The sequence below is a fragment of the Mucilaginibacter sp. P4_D1 genome (assembly GCF_056401935.1).
This window is the reverse complement of record NZ_JBFUIJ010000003.1, coordinates 297,315-317,005: the sequence shown is the minus strand read 5'-3', so window position 1 is coordinate 317,005 and position 19,691 is coordinate 297,315. Positions and strand designations below refer to the sequence as shown.

The following is a 19,691-nucleotide window of genomic DNA, read 5'->3' as shown; positions in this document are numbered from 1 at the left end:
ATTAGTGTTTCGGAATATTATAATCCAAACCCATAAGCTATACGTAACCCTACTGTGCCGTAGTTATTACCCTGGCCAGAGAAGTTTTCGTAACGTGCACCTATATCCCATGATTTGGTTGCATAACCTAAACCCGGAGCAAGGATAAGTTTGGTATCTTTATGCTCACCTGCAATAGGCTCATGAGTTTCGAAACCGGCACCTGCTTCACCTGAGAAATAAAAACCATCGGCAACAAAAGCCTTTATACCTGCTTTAACTGGTACAATACCAAGTGACCTGCCCTTTACAGTAACAGTGGTAGTTGACGTTGCATCGGTAAAAGTTTGGGAATAAGACTTGCCGAAGAAATTATAGTAACCAGAAGTTAGTGTTAAGGCAACATTGTTATTCACACCGTATTGTAAACGGGCAGTACCACCCAAACCTACATTTGAACCATCATGAAGATTCCCAACAGGCAATAAACCTTCAACACCTACGCCAAAGCGAAGTGCGTTTGCGGGAGTAGTTTGAGCATTAACATTTGATCCGATAAAAATAGCTGCTGCTGTAAAAGCACCGGCTATAATTTTTGTCATTGTTTTCATAGTTGTATTTTTTAGTAAATAGTCTGCGGTTAAAATTTGGCCGCGTTGATAGCCCTTTTACAAATACTTTGCCATTGTAGCCATTTTTGACGCTTGTGAGATTGGCATGACGAATGAAAACCTGAGATTTATAACAAGTATGTTACAAAAATTAAATGCTTAAACATTGATTATCAATGCGCTATTTTATCATTAAACAACAATTTTATATCAATTTCAATAATTAAATTAACATCAAATTAATGTACAGAAAAAAGGAACACTACTGTTCACGATAGTGTATTCAAATGAAGAAATTCTGTTTGGTTTAAACTAAAATGGTATAAAAAGCGCCACCCGATAATTAATTTGGCGGCTTGCCAAAAACAAAAAAGAGAGGTTTTCGGCCTCTCTTTTTTGTTTTATTACAATTTTATTAAAAATTAAGCTTGTGGCTCGTGCCCTTTTTCGGGCTTATAATTTTTTTCCATTTCGGCAAGCTTGTCTTTACCGTAAGCCAATTTGGTAATCAGGTAATACAACACCGGCACAATAAATATGGCCAACGATGTAGCGGTTAACATCCCTCCAAATACCGTCCACCCTATGGTTTTCCTGGCTTCGGCACCGGCGCCAGAAGCTATCATCAGTGGCACAACGCCCAATATAAAGGCCATTGATGTCATAATGATTGGCCTTAGCCTTAGCCTCACAGCCTCAAGCGTGGCTTTTTCAAGGTTCATGCCCTTATCTACCCGCTCTTTGGCAAACTCTACAATCAGGATGGCGTTTTTGGCGGCCAGTCCTATCAACGTTATCAAACCAATCTGTGCGTAAACGTTGTTGGTAAGGTCGGGCCAGAAAGTAAGGAAAAGGATAGCCCCAAACGCGCCTAATGGTACCGATAGCAGTACCGAGAATGGCACCGACCAGCTTTCATACAAAGCAGCAAGGAACAGGAATACAAACCCGATTGACAGGGCAAATATGTAAACCGTTTTCGATCCGGATAGTAGTTCCTCGCGGCTTAATCCCGAAAACTCGTATCCAAAACCTTGTGGTAATGATTTGGCCGCAACTTCTTTTAAGGCGGTAATAGCATCCCCACTACTGTAACCCGGTTTGGTACTGCCATTTATTTCGGCCGAGCGGAACAGGTTATAATGGGCAATTAACGGCGAATTTTCAATAACCTTGTAGGATGTAAGGGTACTTAAGGGCACCATGGTGCCAAACTGGTTGCGCACAAAGTACTGCCCAATATTACTTATGTTGCTCCTAAACGCAGTATCAGCCTGCGCAAGCACCCTGAAGTTTCGCCCGTAAATAGTAAAATCGTTTATATAGGTACTGCCCAGGTATGTTTGCAGGGCACTGTTAACATCAGCTATTGATACGCCTAATTTTTTGGCCTTCTCCCTATCAATAGTTAGTTGATAAGCAGGTGTACTTGCTGTAAAAAAGGTAAAGGCCCTGGCAATTTCGGGCCGTTTGTTAACTTCTCCAACAAAGGTTTTCAGCGTTTTTTCAAACACTTTGATATCGCCCCCGGCTTGTTTTTCTTCAAGGATAAATGAAAAGCCACCTGTGCTGCCCAAACCTGGTATAGCAGGCGGTTGAATAACAATTACGTTGGCTTCTTTAAACCGTGCCAGTTTTTTGGTTAGCTTACCAACAAGGGCCGTAATTTGCTGCGATTTTTCTTTACGCTCGTCCCAGGGTTTAAGCTGCACAAACATGGTTGCACTATTGGCCTTACTGGCAAAACTAATAGCGTTTAAGCCTCCCAGAGCGGCGTAGTGCGCTATCTCGGGAACGCTGTCTAACGTTTTCATCATCTGGTGCAGTACATCAACAGTACGTACGGTTGACGATGCTTCGGGCAGGTCATACGTAATATAAACACGGCCATCATCTTCCAGCGGTATAAAGCCTGATGGTTTGCTGTGAAAAAGCCACACCGCGCCAACAATAATACATACCAGTATAATAATAACAAATTTGGAGTTTTTGATACCCTTATCAACCGTGTTGCGGTACTTGCCCGTTACGCGGGTAAACCATTCATTAAATACAAAGAAGAATTTATTAAGCCCTTTTGATTTATTATCTATTTTATGCGGACGAAGCAACAGCGTACACAAAGCCGGTGTTAATGAAAGCGCCACAAAAGCCGATATCAGTACCGATATAGCTATAGTGATGGCAAATTGCTGGTAAAGCCGCCCTACAATGCCGGGTACAAAGCCCACCGGCACAAATACAGCCGCCAGGATCAACGCGATGGCAATTACCGGTGCCGATATATCGGCCATGGCGTGTTTGGTAGCCTCTGTTGGCGTCATCCCCTCCTCGTCCATATAATGCTGCACAGCCTCAACCACCACAATGGCATCATCAACCACAATACCGATGGCCAGTACAAACCCAAAGAGGGTTAGGGTATTGATAGTGAAGTGCAACGGTATAAAGAAAATGAACGTACCTATAATAGATACAGGAATTGCCAGAACCGGGATGAGCGTTGAGCGCCAGTTTTGCAGGAATAAAAATACCACCACAATAACCAGCCCCAAAGCAATAAGCAAGGTATCAACCACTTCGCTTACAGATACCTTTACCACGGTAACTGCTTCAAACGGTACTACGTAATCAATATCGGCAGGGAAGCTTTTTTTAAGCTCGTTCATGGTGGCATACACATTCTCGGCAGTCTCCAGCGAGTTGCTGTTTGGCGCCTGGTAAACCAGCAGGTATGATGCCCTTTTGCCATCAACAAACGAATTACCCGAGTAGTTAAACTTACCCAGTTCAATACGTGCCACATCCTTTAAATGAACAATGGCGCCGGTACTGGGCACTGTTTTAATTATTACATTCCCAAATTCTTCAGGTTTGCTCAAACGACCTTTAACCAGCACCGAGTATTCAAAGGTTTGGGCTTTTTGTTGCGGTGTTGCACCAACGGTTCCGGGGGCAACCTGGGCGTTTTGCTCGGCCAGGGCAGCAGTAACATCGGCAGCTGTCATCCCGAGGGCTGCAAGCTTATCGGGATTGAGCCAGATGCGCATACTGAAATCATCGGCACGGGTAACTACGTCGCCCACGCCTTTGGTACGCAATATAGCGTCCTTTATAAAAACGTTGGTATAGTTATCGGTAAAAGTAACATCATGACTTCCCTTTGGCGAAAACATGGCCACCAGCATTAATATACTGGGGTTACGTTTACGTACCACAAGGCCAAGGCGCTGTACCTCCTGTGGTAAAGTAGGCGTTGCAATGCCCACCCGGTTTTGCACATCAAGCGCTGCAATATTAATATCAGTACCTACATCAAAGTTAACGGTCATGCTCATCTGGCCGTTGCTGCTGCTGTTGCTTTGCAGGTAGGTCATGCCGGGCACACCATTTACCTGAACCTCTACAGGGGTTGCAACAGTTTGCTCAACAGTGAGGGCATCGGCACCGGTGTAAGTACCTGTCACCGAAACCGTGGGCGGCGTTATATCAGGATATTGCCCAATAGGCAGGCTGCTCATTGACAGTAAACCTACAATAACAATCACTAATGAGATCACTATCGCGGTAACCGGTCGTTTTATAAAAGTATCTGCAATCATTCTTTTTATTATTAAGTTTCGCAGGTGTTATCCTGCCAATCGCTTAAATCTTTCCTTATCTGTTCATACTATTTTTTGGGGGCTGCACCAGCCGGCGGGCCACCTGCGCCAAGGGTAATCCTGCCGCCATCGCGCAAGCGCTGGAAACCATCGGTTACCACTTTATCCCCGGCTTTAATGCCATCCATTACAACAATACTGGTATTTACACGTGGGCCAAGCTTTACTTTTATTTGTTTGGCAATAGTATCGCGCCTGTCTTTTACGGTTTTATCGGCGCCGGTATCTTTAACCGTGGTATCCCGGGTTACAAAAACAAAAAACTCGCCCATTTGCTCGGTAACCGCTTTATTAGGTATTTGCACCCGCTTGCCCGATTGACTGTTAAGTACCTGTAAAACACAGCTCATACCATCCTTCAGCACATCATCTTCGTTCGGGAACTGGATCCTTACTTTTATACTACCAGTACCGCTGCTTACTCCCCTGTCAATAGCTAAAACTTTACCAGTTTTATTATAAGTTGTGCCATCGGGTAACTGTAATTTAAATGTGGTATCGCTGCTTGATTTTTGCAGGCCATAAAAACGGTTAATATCCTGCTCGTTAATTACCACGTCCACCCCAATTGGGTGCTCGGCCGATATGGTGTTCATCAGCGTTGTACCAATGGCCACCTGCGCTCCTAACCTCACCTGCGATATGCCGATACGGCCTGTAAATGGTGCACGTATGGTAGCGTACGATAGATCGGTGGCTGCCGATGCAAGGCCTGCTTTGGCCACTGCAACCGAACTTTTGTTGGTTTCATAAGCTGCAACGGCCTGGTCTACAGTCTGCCGTGCAATAGCATCGTTTTTCAACAACATGTTGTAACGGTCAACATCTTTTTGTGCTTTGGTAAGGTTGGCCTGCGCACTCAATACATTGGCTGCAGCCTGCTGGTAAGCTGCTTCATATTTACGCTTATCAATTTCATAAAGCACTTTTCCTTTTTCAACAATATCGCCTTCTTTAAAAAATATACCGGTTACAAACCCTGGTACCTGGCTGCGCAGTTCAACGGTATTAATGGATATAACCGTTCCCTGGTAGCTATCATAATAGGTAGCGTTACCAACTGTGGCATCGGCAATTGAAACCGGCGTTGGCGGCGGGGCGGCCGCGCCTTTTTTATCCTGTTTGCCGCATGATGCCCATACCAATAATGCTGCAGGGGCTAACCAATATATATATCTGTTCTTCATTATAGTGATTTGTTCGTTTGAGTGTTTTTTTTATATCCTGAGTGCTAATCTTATTTATTGTACGGGCAATGTGCCTAATGCTTTTTGCAGATCAATTTTGCTGGCCAGCAGTTGGAACAGCGCGTTATAATAATTCAGCTCAGCCGTCCGCAGGTCCGATTGCGCTACAATAACATCAAGGTAAGTTTTAACACCTTCGCGGTATTGCAGGCTTACTATTTTATATACATCTTTTGCAAGGTCAACATTTTCGCGCACCAGTTTATAGCCGGTAAAATTGCTTTTGTAACCGGCAAGGGCTTGTATATACTCGGTATAAAGGCTGTTTTTGGTATTTACAATATCAAGGTCGGTACGTTCAACCTGTAAACGCGCCTTGCTTAAATTCTGAAGTCGCTTACCGCCCTGAAAAATGGGCAGGTTTAATGTTAAGCCTACATAACCTGTGGGGTAGGCATTACTATACAGCGGGCTAAAATTGTGGTTAAAGTAGGCATAATTATAACTACCCACCGCCGATAGCGAAGGCAAAAAGCCATAATGGTAATAATCAACATTTAAAATCTTCAGCGCTTTACTGGCTTGCAGCAACCGGTACTCAATACGGTTATTTACATCAAGCACCTGGTTGGTATCAATGGCAGCCTCTTGCTCATAGCGCGATGAATCATAAGCCAGCGTAAGTGTATTGGGCCCGGCTACACCCATAATTTGTTTTAAATAAGCAGTTTTACTTTTGATAGACTCCTCGGTCGATTTACGGGTGGCGATTGAATTATTAAGGGCGATGGTTGCCTGTTTAAAATCTGTTTTATCAGATACGCCTGCCTGGTATCGGTTGGTAGCATCCTTTAAACTCCGTTGCAGCCTGGTAATATCTTCATTGGTAATATCCAGTTGTTTTTGCGACAACAGCACATCAAAAAAAGCCTTGCTTACATCTGTTACCACATTTATCTGGCTGCTTAGCGTGTTATCCTTATAGTACTCCCGCGAATATTTTGACGCCTTTGAAGCCAGCAGCACATCATTATTATAAATAACCTGCGATGCGGTAACACCCAGGGTTGACAGGTTACGGATACTGCCCGCGTTTGACGGAATGTTGGCTCCTGACGAACCCGCCTGCGGCTGTCCTTTAAAATAGTAATTATAAAGGCCCGATGAATTTACCTGGGGCAGCCATCCCGATAAGCCGATCCTGATATCACGTTCGTTAATCTGCTCATCAATAGAAGCCTGCCTTACAGCCGGCTGGTTGCGCAACGCGTAATCAACAGCCTGCTTTAACGTAACTGGCCCGGTAATTGTATCAGCACCTGTTTGCGCGAAAGATTGCGAATGTAAAATTAATGTTAAATTGACTATCGTTAAGAGGGATAAGTACTTTAGTTTTTTCATACAGAGGAAATAGATGTCAATGGTCGCCGACCTAAACTACAAATGCAGCTGCACTTAGTTTTAGTTTAAATTATATAGGGAATGTGCGAATATGTGGTTAATATTAGCAAATTAGCATCAACCACAAAAATTTTACGTAAACTTTATAAAAATGCGACAAAAAACGTGTTTTGGCCGTTTTTACAAAAAAATGAAAATAAGGGATAGCAAATAAATAAAAATTTTAATTAATTTGCCATGTGGTTTAATACGGCTTTGTCAGAACTTAAACGTTCGGGAAAGCTTATTTAAAAAAAATTACATTTACCGTATAAGTTATACACTTATTCATGGTATTTTTACGCAAAATTAAAGCAGAGTTAATACATGGTTAAAAAACTACATGGGAAGATCGCCGAGTTCCAGGTTGCAAATATGCTCCGGGAGAAGGGATTGTATCCTTATTTCAGGCCTATTGAGTCTGCTCAGGACACTGAAGTATTAATTGACAACAAAAGGGTATTAATGTTTGGATCTAACTCATACTTAGGCCTTACCAACCACCCCAAAATTAAAGAAGCTTCAAAAAAAGCGATTGATAAATATGGCACAGGCTGTGCCGGATCGCGTTTCTTAAATGGTACACTGGATATTCATATTGAGTTAGAAAACAGGCTTGCCACTTTAGTTGGTAAAGAAGCCGCCGTTTTATTTAGCACAGGCTACCAGGTAAACCTTGGCGTACTATCCTGCATTACCGGACGTAATGATTACATTATTTTAGACGAATACGATCATGCCTGCATCATTGATGGTAGCCGACTTTCGTTTTCAAAAGTGTTAAAATACGCCCACAATGACATGAACGACCTGCAGCGCAAGCTGGCATTATTGCCCGAAGAAGCTGTAAAGGTTATTGCAGTTGATGGTATTTTCAGCATGGAAGGTGATATTGTTAAGTTACCTGAAATAGTTCAGCTTGCCGACCAATATGGTGCAAACATCATGGTTGATGATGCGCATAGCCTTGGGGTTATCGGTCATAATGGGGCAGGTACTGCATCGCACTTTGGGCTTACCAAGGATGTTGACCTTATTATGGGAACCTTTAGTAAGTCATTAGCTTCATTAGGTGGTTTTATTGCTGCCGATAAGGATACTGTTGACTTTATTAAACACCGCGGCCGTTCGTTAATGTTCAGCGCGAGTATGACACCAGGATCTGTTGGCAGCGTAATTGCAGCATTGGATATTATGGAATCAGAACCCGAAAGGATTCAGAAACTTTGGGATAATACCAATTATGCTATGAAACTTTTGCTTGACGAAGGTTTTGACCTTGGCCCAACCGAAAGCCCGATATTGCCTATCTACGTACGCGATAACGAGAAAACTTTCCTGGTAACCAAACAACTGCAAGCGGCTGGCATTTTTGTTAACCCTGTTGTTTCGCCGGCTGTACCTTCAGATTCATCGTTGCTGCGTTTCTCATTAATGGCTACTCATACATTTGAGCAAATTGAAGAAGCTGTTGAAAAGCTGACTAAAGTATTTAAAGAAGTAGGCGTTACTTCTGTTAAAGAAAAAATATAACCATATAAAGTGTCCGTGTGTATGACTGGCTGCTGTTTTATTAAAAGCAAGCCTGTACACACGGACTTTTACGTTCATATAGCCCTTAGGGCAACCAATTAGTGCAAACCACTCATGATAAAAATTGTAACTGTTAGTTCCAAAAAGGAACTGGCTTCATTTATTGATTTTCCGCATGATTTGTATGAGGGCGACCCAAACTATGTTCCAGAACTGTTTATAGCCCAGCGCGACCTGCTAACCATCCACCCTTTTCATAAGCATAACAAGTTACAACCATTTTTAGCCTACGACGGCGATAAAATTGTAGGCCGTATCGCAGCCATCCTGAATAACGCCCACAACGAATACAATCAGAAAAACGATGGTTTTTTTGGCTTTTTTGATTGTATAGATAGCACCGAGGTTTCAAACCTGTTGTTTGATGTAGTTACCGGCTGGCTTAAAAACAAAGGTGTAACCGGCCAGCTTTTAGGCCCGGTGAACTTTAGCACCAATGAATCTTGCGGATTATTGATTAAAGGCTTTGATAGCCCGGCGTTTTTAATGAACACCTACAATAAACCGTATTACGCCAACCTTATTGAAAGCTATGGCTTTGGTAAGGATGTTGACATGATAGCATGGCACTGGGACGGGCAGGAATATGATGATAAATCGGTAAGGTTATTAAACTCTTTAGAGGAGCGTTTAAAACGGAGCAATATCATTATCCGCAAAGTAAATTTAAAAAAATTCAAAGAGGAAGCAGCCAAGCTTCGCGAAGTATATAACTCGGCCTGGGATAGTAATACCGGCTTTGTGCCCTTAACCGACGAGGAATTTGATTACCTGGCCAAAGATCTTAAACTGATCCTCGATCCTGATTTTGCATTGGTTGCCGAGCAAAATGGCAAAATAGTAGCCTTTGGTTTGGCCCTGCCCAATTATAACGAGATTTTTCAGAAAATAAAACGTGGCCGTTTGTTGCCAACCGGCATATTTAAACTGCTGTTTGGTAAAAAAAATATACAAAGCATCCGCATTTATGCGTTAGGGGTAATAGATGGTTACCGTAAAATGGGTATTGAGGCCTGTTTATATGGTACTATTATCAGAGAGTACAAGGCCAAAGGCTTTAAACACGCCGAAGCCGGTTGGACTTTAGAGCATAATGACATGGTAAACCGGGCTATAGAAGCCATCAAAGGCGACCCGTATAAAACATACAGGTTGTACCAAAAAACGATATGAGGGAAAAGGTTTTGATAACCGGGGCAAGCGGTTTTGCTGGGTTTCATATTATCGAAGAGGCATTACACAACAACCTTGAGGTATATGCCGCCGTGCGCAAAAGCAGCAAAACAGATCACCTGAAAAATCTCGATATCAAATTTGTCAACCTTAATTACCGCGACCTTACTGCGCTAAAACAACAACTGGCCGATATCAAGCCCGATTATATTATCCACGCGGCCGGCGTTACGGCAGCAAAATCACAGGCGGCCTATAACTATATTAATGCCACCCATACGTTCAACCTCGCTTCTGCCGCGGTACAGGCGGGCATTAACCTGAAAAAGTTTGTGCTCATCAGCAGCCTGGCAGCACTTGGGCCGCTTAAAACATTATCCGGCACCATCAGCGAAACTATCAAACCCAACCCGGTTACTGCTTATGGCCGCAGTAAGCTACTGGCCGAAGAACAGTTAAGGACGGTTGAAAATTTAAACTATACTATATTGCGGCCAACGGCTATTTATGGCCCAAGGGATACAGGAATATTTATATTTTTTAAGCAGCTTACCCGAGGCCTTGAGCCGTATATGGGCAAGGCCGATCAAAAACTAACCTTTATATATGTAAAGGATGTAGCCAAAGCTTCCATAAAATCATTGTACGACGGAAACAATACAGATTATAATTTGAGCGACGGCAATTTTTACAGTAAATATGAGTTAGCCAACTTAGCCAAGGAAGCTTTGAGCTTAAAAACCTTTAAATTTCATTTACCTGTAATATTTGTAAAAATAATAGCCTTTGTATCAGAAAAAGTGAGTTCTTTGAGCAATAAAGCCGCCATTATAAATATGGAGAAGCTTGACGAACTCATGGCCGTTAACTGGTCGGTTGATATCGAAAAAGCGAAGTCGCAGCTGGGGTTTTATCCGGCCTACAATTTACAAACCGGCTTAATTGAAACACTAAAGTGGTATAGGGCCAACGACTGGTTGTAACGCCCGGCAAAAAAACATGATTACATAAAGTACTAAAAATTGACTAAAACATAAATATTATCAACTTACTTAAACGTTTAAGTAAGTTGATAATCAAGGACTTATCAATAAACGCAACTTTAAAAACAACAAAAGGTAAAACGGCGACAAATCATTTACACAGCCCTTTTGCCCCCAACAATTAAACAATAAATAAGTATAATGAAAATCAAAATTTCTCCAGCCGAAGGTAAACTGGGTATCCTTATCCCTGGTTTGGGCGCAGTAGCCACCACGCTGATTGCCGGCGTTGAAGCTGTAAAAAAAGGCATTTCGCAACCAATCGGCTCTCTTACACAAATGGGACACATCCGTTTAGGCAAACGTACCGAAAACCGTAACCCTAAAATTAACGAATTTGTACCGCTTGCCCAGCTAAACGATATTGTTTTTGGCGGTTGGGATGTTTATGAAGACAATGTTTACCAGGCTGCATCAAACGCTAAGGTGTTGGAATCGTCGTTACTGGATGCCGTAAAACCAGCATTGGAAGCAATTGTACCGATGAAGGCCGCCTTTGATCAAAACTACGCTAAAAATCTAAGGGGTACCCACGTTAAAACCGGAACGCGCTATGAGCTGGCGCAACAGGTAATGGAGGATATCAAAAACTTTAAAGAGCAAAACGGATTAGACCGTGTTGTATTGGTATGGTGCGGATCGACAGAGATCTATTACGAGGCATCGGCCATCCACCAATCGCTTGCTGCTTTTGAACAGGCGTTAAAAGATGACGACAAATTGATAGCGCCAAGCATGATATATGCTTACGCAGCTTTAAAATTAGGTGTGCCTTTCTCAAACGGTGCCCCTAACCTAACCGTTGATATTCCTGCTTTAATTGAGCTATCAAAATTAACCAAAACACCTATTGCGGGTAAAGATTTTAAAACCGGCCAAACTTTAATGAAAACAGTTTTGGCTCCGGGCCTTGCTGCACGTTCATTAGGGGTACACGGCTGGTTCTCTACCAATATATTAGGTAACCGCGATGGTTTGGTATTGGATGATCCTGATAACTTTAAAACCAAAGAAGTATCAAAATTAGGCGTGCTGGAAGATATTTTTAAACCCGAAGACAACCAGGAGCTTTATGGTAACATTTACCACAAAATCCGTATCAATTACTACCCACCACATGGCGATAACAAAGAAAGCTGGGACAACATTGATATTTTTGGCTGGTTGGGTTACAAAATGCAAATCAAAATTAACTTCCTTTGCCGCGACTCTATCCTTGCCGCTCCTATTGCGCTTGACCTTGCTTTATTTAGTGACATGGCCAAACGTGCCGGCATGAGTGGTATTCAGGAATGGTTATCATTTTACCTTAAATCGCCCCAAACTGCTGAGGGTTTACATCCCGAGAATGATATATTTAAACAATTGATCAAGTTAGAGAACACCCTTCGTTATTTAATGGGCGAAGATTTGATAACCCACCTTGGTTTAGATTATTATGACGATATGTTTGCCCAGGAAGCATAATAAATTGTAATAAAATAAAAATCAGCCGTATAAAGTCCGATCTTTATGTGGCTGATTTGTTTATAAGCCATCCTTAAACCTAAGTTTATTAATTGCTAAGCTGCCAAATATCAATTAAGCTGTTAATAAATGTTAAATACTTATGGTAGCTGTACAGCAGGCCTGCAATTTTTAGTACTCTTGTAACAATATTTTTTGTTAAAGACTGTAATTCTACAGGTTATGTATATGCAAATACTGATTAGTATGCCCTGCTATGTATTTATTATCATTATTTAGCTATTAGTATAATTTCAAGGTAATTTATTTAAATGATTACCGTTGTTGTAACTACCGCAGACAATATTTGACTTTTTGACCACATTAGTCTGTAGGGATTTTTTTTACCTTTGGAATGCAGTTACAAGCGTGATATAGGAGTTATAAAAGGTGCATTAAACCTATTTAAAACAGGTTTACCACCTGATTAGTCCAAAAAGTGGGATCAGTGCGGATGATTGATCGGCCTGATAATTTAAACTGATAACTAATAATATCGGTAACCAAAAGGTTAGCTAAATAGCGGGGCGAGATTATATTATCATTCAAAAAAAGGTTTGTATTTGCATAATTGCATAAAGTACATGAAGTTTAAAAAAATTTACAAAAGTCTATTCTTTTCAATATTCTTTTTTTCCGTTACATCAATATTTGCCCAAACCACTATTATTACTGGCAAGGTTACTGATGCGGGCAATAAACAAACCCTTCCCTATGTAGTGGTTGGCTTTACCGGAACCACCACCGGGGTTACTACCGATAATAATGGAAATTACCGCCTGTCAACAACCAACCAAACTTATAAGCAAATAAAAATCTCCTTTTTGGGATACAAAGACGCGTTTTTGGCTGTAGTACCAGGTAAAGAGCAGGTTATTAACGTGAAGCTTTTTCCATCGGCCCAGCAATTGGCCCAGGTTACTATTAAAGCCGGCAAAAAACCCAAATACCGCAATAAAGACAACCCCGCGGTTGAACTGATACGTAAGGTTATTGAAAATAAAGAAAAAAACCGCCCGGAGGCCTATGATTATGTTGAGTACCGCGAGTACGATAAAATGATGTTTGGGGCAGCCAATGTTTCGGCAAAATTTTCGGATCGTAAATTTTTCAGGAAATATAAGTTCATCCTTGATAACAGGGATTCAACCACTGTCCCCGGAAAATCCATCTTACCTATTTTCCTGAACGAAAAAATATCGCAGAATTACTATCGTAAAACGCCCGAAAAAACAAGGGAAATTGTACTGGGTGAAAAAAATGTAAACTTTGGCCCTGCTGTTGATAACGCCGGCCTTACACAATATTTTAAGCACTTATATACCAAGGTTAATATCTATGATAACAATGTGCTGTTAATAACCAGCCAGTTTTTAAGCCCGATATCAGATAACTCACCTAACTACTACAAATTCTTCATCACCGATACCATTACCGACGAGCATAATCATAAACTGGTTGAGTTAAGCTTTACTCCAAGAAACACTACCGATGTATTATTTGAGGGGCGGATTTATATTACTCTCGATGGTAATTATGCGGTTCAAAAGGCCAACCTTATTGTAAACAAAAATATCAACATCAACTTTATCCGGTCGATACAGGTAGATTTAACGTTTGAACAAAATCCGGACGGGCGTTACCACATGAGTAAGAGTACCACCACCGCCGATTTTGGAGCATCAAAAAAAGAAGCAAAAAGCAGCCTGTTTGGTACCCGTACCATTACGCTGGGTAACTATGTTGTAAACAAGCCCCGGCCCGATACAGCTTACAATAAACAATCAGAAGAAGCCTCGGATGAAGCTAAAAACAGACCGGACGCTTTCTGGCAAAAAAACAGGCTTGATACGCTTACTACGGCCGAATCAAAAGTTTATAAAAACATTGATAGCTTAAAAGATATGCCATCTTATAAGCGTACGGTTGATATTGCTACGCTGTTACTTGCGGGTTACAAAGGCTTTGGCAAATTTGAAATTGGCCCTGCAAACACTTTTTATAGCTTTAACCCTGTAGAAGGTTTCAAACTTAGGTTTGGGGGCCGTACCACACCGGCATTAAGCAAGCGCTACTATTTTGAAACTTACGCGGCTTACGGGTTTAAAGACGAACGCTGGAAATATTTCCTGAGCGCAACTTACTCGCTTAATAACAAATCAATCTATAAATTCCCACAAAACTATTTAAGGGCTAGCTTTCAGCGTGATACGAAAATACCTGGGGCCAACCTTCAGTTTGTACAAGAGGATAACTTCCTGTTGTCATTCAAACGTGGGGTAAATGACAAATACCTGTACAACGATAATTATAGAATTGATTACGTACACGAGTTTGAAAGCCATTTTTCATACAGCGCCGGTTTTAACGCATGGAACCAGGAGCCTGCCGGATCATTATATTTCAGGCCGGCTAATGACCTTACACATCCGGTTCATGATTTAACTACAACAGAATTTACCGCAGGTTTAAGGTACGCACCTAACGAAGAATTTTACCAGGGCAAAATTTACCGTACCCCGCTACCCAATAAATATCCTATTTACCAGGTACAATTTACAGCGGGTGTAAAAAATATTTTTGGTGGCGAATATAATTACCAAAAAATTGATGCCCGTATTGATAAACGGGTTTATGAATCGCAGTTAGGTTATGCCGATGTAGCCGTATATGGTGGCAAGGTGTTTGGAACAGTACCATATCCGCTGTTATCAATTCCCCGCGCCAATCAAACCTATGCCTATGATATCGACTCCTATAACCTGATGAACTTTTTGGAGTTTGTTTATGATCATTATGAAGGTGTAAGGATTGATCAGCACTTTATGGGTTTCTTCTTTAATAAAGTGCCCTTGTTTAAAAAATTAAAATGGCGCGAAACCGCTTCCTTTAAGGTACTTTGGGGTGGCTTAAGTGATGGTAATAATCCTTCGATACACCCGTCACTGTACCAGTTACCTGTTGATGCTAATGGAGTGCCCCTTACTTATTCATTAGGCCGCACTCCTTATGTTGAGGGAAGCGTTGGTATCGAAAACATATTTAAGCTAATTCGTGTTGATTTTGTGGAAAGGTTTAACTACCTTAATCATCCGAACGTAGCAAATTGGGGTATACGCACCAGAATTAAATTTGATTTTTAATTTTGTACATCAAACTATTACAAAAATGGAACAAAAAATATCGCTTAGAACAAACCTGCAATTAGGTATTTACCGGGTGATTGATCCCGTTGTAAAAATTCTGATCAAGGTCGGATTAACACCAAACGCAGTTACATCAATTGGTTTTGTGCTGAACGTGGGTGTTGCGGCCATTTTTATTTTAGGTGCCGAAGAAGGTAACCGCGGCGATTTGCGTTATGTGGGCTGGGCAGGTGGCTTAATACTGTTTGCCGGCTTATTTGATATGCTTGATGGCCAGGTAGCCCGCTTAGGCAACATGAAATCAACCTTTGGCGCCTTGTATGATTCCGTTCTTGACCGTTACAGCGAGTTAATCATGTTCCTGGGTATTTGTTATTACCTGGTTGGGCACCACTATTTTATAAGCTCGATAGCTGCGTTTATAGCCCTCATAGGCTCGATGATGGTAAGTTATGTAAGGGCACGGGCCGAAGGCCTGGGTGTTGAAGTAAAAGGCGGCTTAATGCAACGGCCCGAGCGTGTGGTTACTATTGGCGTATGCGCGTTAATAAGCGGTATAGTTGCACAATACATTGGCGGCAATTATAAATTGTTTATACCAGGTGTTAAATTTCACATATTTGAGCCGATATCGATATTTACTTTCCCATTGGTATTACTGGCTGTGCTAACCAATATTACCGCTTTTAACCGGTTAAGAGAAGCAAAAAAAGCTTTAATAAAACAAGAGGAAGAAGCAGCTTAAGCTTAGAGCAGCAAGTTATAAGCCTGAAGCGGGATTGGATATTTGTTATATGAAATTCAACTTATAACTGACAGGTCAAGACTTTGAACTTACAACTTGAGCCCCCGGCTAAATTATCGTACCTTCGTGCAAGGGCTGTACTACAGTTCCTGGTAATAAATTATATCAAAACAAAACATTAAAATAACAGGCGAAGAAATAGTTAAAAATTTTAAACCTGATATATTATGGCGACAAAGAATTATGTATCTAACTCACAGGAGTCTGTGAGGATGTTTAAAAGCAACTTTTTAGAGGGTTTATCAAAGGTGCATTATACTGTACCCTTGTATATTTTTGTACCGGTTATCATTTACTCAACCTACCTGGCCTTTAACGCGGGTATTGGTTTTATAAAATACACCGAACTGTTTATCCTGGGCTTATTTATCTGGACAATTACCGAGTACATTATGCACCGCTTTGTTTTTCACCTTAAACCCAACGAAAACTGGGAATGGGCGAAAAGACTGCATTTTATTATGCACGGCGTACACCACGATTACCCGAGTGATGCCAAACGTTTGGTATTGCCGCCGTCATTAAGTATCCCGCTGGCTACCGGTTTTTTCTTTTTATTTAAATGGATATTGCCCGCCGATAATGTTTTTGGCTTTTTTCCCGGCTTTATATTAGGGTACCTGTTTTATGATATATCGCACTATGCTATGCATCACTTTAACTTTAAAAGCGGCCTGTTTAAAAAAATAAAGCAACACCATATGTTGCACCACTACCAGGATCCCGACAGGGGCTACGGTGTAAGCTCGCCGCTGTGGGACAAAATATTCCGTTCCGGATTTTTAAAAAAATAAGGTGAATACTACCGCGCATAACAGTGTAACAATCAATACCAAAACGGTACTTATTGTTTCGCTCATCTCGATAGGGTATTTAGTACTCTCCTACTTTTTAATAGGTTATAAAAGCGATGAATTAACGCTTGTACTGATATTTAATTCCCTTTTTTACGCATCGGCAGTTACGCGTAAATTTATCCTTGGCTTCAGCATCTTCATTGTATACTGGATCATATTTGATTATATGAAGGCCTTCCCTAACTACAATTTCAATACCGTACACATAGCCGATATTTATAATTTCGAAAAACGCTTGTTCGGCATCCATTACAAAGGTAGCCTGCTTACCCCAAATGAATACTGGCGGGCAAACGGTAACACGGTTATGGATGTTATGGCAGGTATATTTTACCTGTGCTGGATTCCCGTACCGCTTGCTTTTGCAACCTTTTTGTTCTTTAAAAATAAAAAACAGTTCCTCAAATTTTCACTCACCTTTGTACTGGTTAATTTATTGGGCTTTGTGGTATACTACGCCTTCCCGGCTGCACCACCCTGGTATGTGCAATACCATGGCCTGCAATTTCATCCCTTAACCCAGGGTAATACAGCTGGCCTGGCTAAATTTGATGATTTTTTTCACGCAGGCGTTTTTAAGTCTATTTATGCCAAAGGTTCAAATGTATTTGCTGCAATGCCATCATTACATTCGTCGTACCCGGTTATTGTTTTATATTATGGCATTAAAAACCGCCTTGGCAAAGCAAATTTATTTTTTGCCATAGTAATGCTGGGCATCTGGTTTACCGCCATATATGCCAGCCACCACTATGTGCTTGATGTATTGGCGGGCATCACCTGCGCATCCATCGGCATTTTCCTTTTCAACTTTTTGCTGAAACGATCAAAGACACTGCTGCACTTTATCACCCGTTACGAACAGACTATTGTTTAGTACATAATACTTATACCGGGCGTAAATGATGTCCTGTTTTGTGTACCAAATGAAATGTTCAAAAAAAACGCGCCGCTGTTTAAAAAAAAACTCGCCCATGTTTAGTGCAAAAAGCGCCCCTACAGTGCAGGAATTAATATTTCATATCAATTTTATTCGGCCGGGCAGGCAATTTGAGTAGTCGGGCACATTATTTGACTAAGTAATATTAAAACATATTGCTATATTCGATAACCCCTATATGAAGAAACTGCTTACTTGCCTCATCTTTATCCTTTTAGCCGGATCAAAATTATCAGCCTACACTGGTGACCTGGATAGCCTTAAGCAAAAATTACAGGTCACAAGCGATTCTTTAAAGGGTCCTATCTACAATGCTATCGCCGAAGAATACATGCACTATGATACAGTTAGCAACAGGAACTTAAGACACTATTTTAAAAACGAAGCGTTAAATTACTCCATGCTGGCGTTGCACGTATACTCAAGCATTAATGATTCTTTAGGTTTACGTACGTGTTACAACAACCTGTCAAAAATATACCGCTCTCAGCATAATTACAGCCAGGCCAAATGGTTCATATTGCAATCAAACAACATCTCCCGTTTAAAACACGATGTTCCTAACATCATTTCATCGTTAATTGAACTATCGGCTATAAAAGGTGATATTAAAGATTACACACTGGCCATGCGCGATCTGAATGAGGCACTTAAAATCGCAGTAAAAAATAAAGACCCCAGGAATGAATCGGCAGTACAGGTAGGTTATGCCGATTTATACCGGCATATGAAGAATTACGACAAAGCTGCCGTTGCCATAAAACGACATGAATTTTTAGACGACAGCATCCAAAAAGCGGAGGAAACCAAATTGGCAATGGTTGCCAAAAAAGATTCTATTCAGATTAAAAAACAGGATTCTATCATCGTCAAAAAAAAAGTATATACCTCCAGCTTCAAACGCGGCTCCAAACTCGCCTCGGCAAGGCATACCGTCTCGTTGTAACGCTTATCATCGCCCTTGCAGTTATGGCAATAGCGGTAATGGTTTATTACGTGCGGCGTAAAAAGCGAAGCCGTTGGCGTATAAGGCTCCGAAAACCCAGGCAGTAGTCACATTGTATCCAGTAATCTTATTAGGAATGCCAATTGATCAATAACGCTGTTTCAATTATTCAACAAATTTCTTAGTTGCGCCATACTAAACCTCATTCAGTTTTGTTTGTCTGATAAGTATATGACTAAATCATTTTTAAGCGCTATATATTTAGTTGCCGCATTGTTAATATGCGGCAACGCCTACGGGCAAACCGAAGAATTTAAAAGCGAGTTTCTAACCCGGATAAACCAAACCCGGGCCAGGGGCTGCAATTGTGGTGATAAGTATTTCCCACCCGCCCCTGCCCTAACTTGGAACAATAAACTGTTTGATGCAGCCACCGGCCATGCAAAGGATATGGCTAAACGCAATTATTTTAGCCATACCAGTAAAGACGGCCGCAGTATGGAAGATAGGATCGTTTTGGCAGGCTATAAGTTTAAAGGTTTTAAAAGCTTTGCCATAGGCGAAAACATTGCCCAGGGCCAGCAAAGTATAGCCGAGGTGATGGAGGGCTGGTTTAAAAGCGAAGGCCATTGCCGAAACTTGATGAACCCCGACTTTAAGGAAGTTGGCGTAGCAGAATATAAAAGCTATTGGGTACAGGATTTTGGCGGCCGCACCTCCTTTTCGACCGAGCAACAAAAGCTAATCAAATCAGGAAAGTATAAGTTGATACAGAACTAACCTGATATGCAGATGTGCAGATT

At 41.4% G+C, this 19,691-nt stretch carries 14 protein-coding genes; 10 read left to right on the top strand and 4 right to left on the bottom strand.

The annotated features are described in order from the left end of the window. Positions 1–17 precede the first annotated feature (17 nt). The 4 genes from AC1DV1_RS05230 to AC1DV1_RS05215 form a co-directional block, all read right to left on the bottom strand. Entirely contained in the window at positions 18–590 is a 573-nt protein-coding gene (locus AC1DV1_RS05230) for a hypothetical protein (protein ID WP_477356266.1), read from the bottom strand. Positions 591–1,012: 422 nt separating this feature from the next. Beyond that, on the bottom strand, positions 1,013–4,192 hold the full coding sequence (locus AC1DV1_RS05225) for an efflux RND transporter permease subunit (protein WP_477356264.1): 3,180 nt from the start codon (positions 4,190–4,192) through the stop codon (positions 1,013–1,015). A 68-nt stretch (positions 4,193–4,260) separates the two neighbouring features. Continuing rightward, positions 4,261–5,439, bottom strand: coding sequence for an efflux RND transporter periplasmic adaptor subunit (locus tag AC1DV1_RS05220; protein ID WP_477356261.1), 1,179 nt, complete (start codon positions 5,437–5,439; stop codon positions 4,261–4,263). 54 nt (positions 5,440–5,493) lie between these two features. Further along, positions 5,494–6,840, bottom strand: a complete 1,347-nt coding sequence (locus AC1DV1_RS05215) for a TolC family protein (RefSeq protein WP_477356259.1) — start codon at positions 6,838–6,840, stop codon at positions 5,494–5,496. A 366-nt stretch (positions 6,841–7,206) separates the two neighbouring features. On the opposite strand from AC1DV1_RS05215, the gene spt reads away from it, so the two are divergent. The 10 genes from spt to AC1DV1_RS05165 all read left to right on the top strand — a co-directional run bounded on the left by spt (position 7,207) and on the right by AC1DV1_RS05165 (position 19,668). After that, a complete protein-coding gene (gene spt, locus AC1DV1_RS05210; protein ID WP_477356257.1) occupies positions 7,207–8,412 on the top strand; it encodes a serine palmitoyltransferase in 1,206 nt (401 codons plus the stop codon). Between the two features lie 114 nt (positions 8,413–8,526). Further along, on the top strand, positions 8,527–9,645 hold the full coding sequence (locus AC1DV1_RS05205) for a GNAT family N-acetyltransferase (RefSeq protein ID WP_477356255.1): 1,119 nt from the start codon (positions 8,527–8,529) through the stop codon (positions 9,643–9,645). Continuing rightward, positions 9,642–10,628 (top strand): NAD-dependent epimerase/dehydratase family protein, encoded by a 987-nt coding sequence (locus AC1DV1_RS05200; RefSeq protein ID WP_477356253.1) that lies wholly within the window; start codon positions 9,642–9,644, stop codon positions 10,626–10,628. The genes AC1DV1_RS05205 and AC1DV1_RS05200 overlap by 4 nt, the downstream gene beginning before the upstream one ends. 201 nt (positions 10,629–10,829) lie before the next feature. Beyond that, positions 10,830–12,155, top strand: coding sequence for an inositol-3-phosphate synthase (locus AC1DV1_RS05195; protein WP_477356251.1), 1,326 nt, complete (start codon positions 10,830–10,832; stop codon positions 12,153–12,155). Between the two features lie 623 nt (positions 12,156–12,778). Continuing rightward, positions 12,779–15,337, top strand: a complete 2,559-nt coding sequence (locus AC1DV1_RS05190) for a DUF5686 family protein (protein WP_477356249.1) — start codon at positions 12,779–12,781, stop codon at positions 15,335–15,337. 25 nt (positions 15,338–15,362) lie between these two features. Next, positions 15,363–16,085, top strand: a complete 723-nt coding sequence (locus tag AC1DV1_RS05185; protein ID WP_477356247.1) for a CDP-alcohol phosphatidyltransferase family protein — start codon at positions 15,363–15,365, stop codon at positions 16,083–16,085. 227 nt (positions 16,086–16,312) lie between these two features. After that, positions 16,313–16,939: a sterol desaturase family protein gene (locus tag AC1DV1_RS05180; protein WP_477356245.1), complete on the top strand. Its 627-nt coding sequence runs from the start codon at positions 16,313–16,315 to the stop codon at positions 16,937–16,939. A gap of 1 nt (position 16,940) precedes the next feature. Next, positions 16,941–17,879 carry a phosphatase PAP2 family protein gene (locus tag AC1DV1_RS05175; RefSeq protein WP_477356243.1) on the top strand — a complete coding sequence of 313 codons (939 nt, stop codon included), beginning with the start codon at positions 16,941–16,943 and terminating at the stop codon, positions 17,877–17,879. 241 nt (positions 17,880–18,120) lie between these two features. Continuing rightward, complete coding sequence (locus tag AC1DV1_RS05170; protein ID WP_477356241.1) at positions 18,121–18,888, top strand: tetratricopeptide repeat protein; 768 nt, start codon at positions 18,121–18,123, stop codon at positions 18,886–18,888. A gap of 231 nt (positions 18,889–19,119) precedes the next feature. After that, positions 19,120–19,668 (top strand): CAP domain-containing protein, encoded by a 549-nt coding sequence (locus AC1DV1_RS05165; RefSeq protein ID WP_477356239.1) that lies wholly within the window; start codon positions 19,120–19,122, stop codon positions 19,666–19,668. The last annotated feature ends 23 nt before the right edge of the window (positions 19,669–19,691 follow it).

Excerpts from the sequence above, each read along its gene's own strand:
- AC1DV1_RS05165 (WP_477356239.1), top strand. The coding sequence starts at position 19,120 with ATGACTAAATCATTTTTAAGCGCTATATATTTAGTTGCCGCATTGTTA.
- AC1DV1_RS05225 (WP_477356264.1), bottom strand. The coding sequence starts at position 4,192 with ATGATTGCAGATACTTTTATAAAACGACCGGTTACCGCGATAGTGATC.
- AC1DV1_RS05170 (WP_477356241.1), top strand. The coding sequence starts at position 18,121 with ATGAAGAAACTGCTTACTTGCCTCATCTTTATCCTTTTAGCCGGATCA.
- spt (WP_477356257.1), top strand. The coding sequence starts at position 7,207 with ATGGTTAAAAAACTACATGGGAAGATCGCCGAGTTCCAGGTTGCAAAT.
- AC1DV1_RS05205 (WP_477356255.1), top strand. The coding sequence starts at position 8,527 with ATGATAAAAATTGTAACTGTTAGTTCCAAAAAGGAACTGGCTTCATTT.
- AC1DV1_RS05195 (WP_477356251.1), top strand. The coding sequence starts at position 10,830 with ATGAAAATCAAAATTTCTCCAGCCGAAGGTAAACTGGGTATCCTTATC.
- AC1DV1_RS05200 (WP_477356253.1), top strand. The coding sequence starts at position 9,642 with ATGAGGGAAAAGGTTTTGATAACCGGGGCAAGCGGTTTTGCTGGGTTT.
- AC1DV1_RS05215 (WP_477356259.1), bottom strand. The coding sequence starts at position 6,840 with ATGAAAAAACTAAAGTACTTATCCCTCTTAACGATAGTCAATTTAACA.
- AC1DV1_RS05230 (WP_477356266.1), bottom strand. The coding sequence starts at position 590 with ATGAAAACAATGACAAAAATTATAGCCGGTGCTTTTACAGCAGCAGCT.
- AC1DV1_RS05185 (WP_477356247.1), top strand. The coding sequence starts at position 15,363 with ATGGAACAAAAAATATCGCTTAGAACAAACCTGCAATTAGGTATTTAC.
- AC1DV1_RS05180 (WP_477356245.1), top strand. The coding sequence starts at position 16,313 with ATGGCGACAAAGAATTATGTATCTAACTCACAGGAGTCTGTGAGGATG.
- AC1DV1_RS05190 (WP_477356249.1), top strand. The coding sequence starts at position 12,779 with ATGAAGTTTAAAAAAATTTACAAAAGTCTATTCTTTTCAATATTCTTT.
- AC1DV1_RS05220 (WP_477356261.1), bottom strand. The coding sequence starts at position 5,439 with ATGAAGAACAGATATATATATTGGTTAGCCCCTGCAGCATTATTGGTA.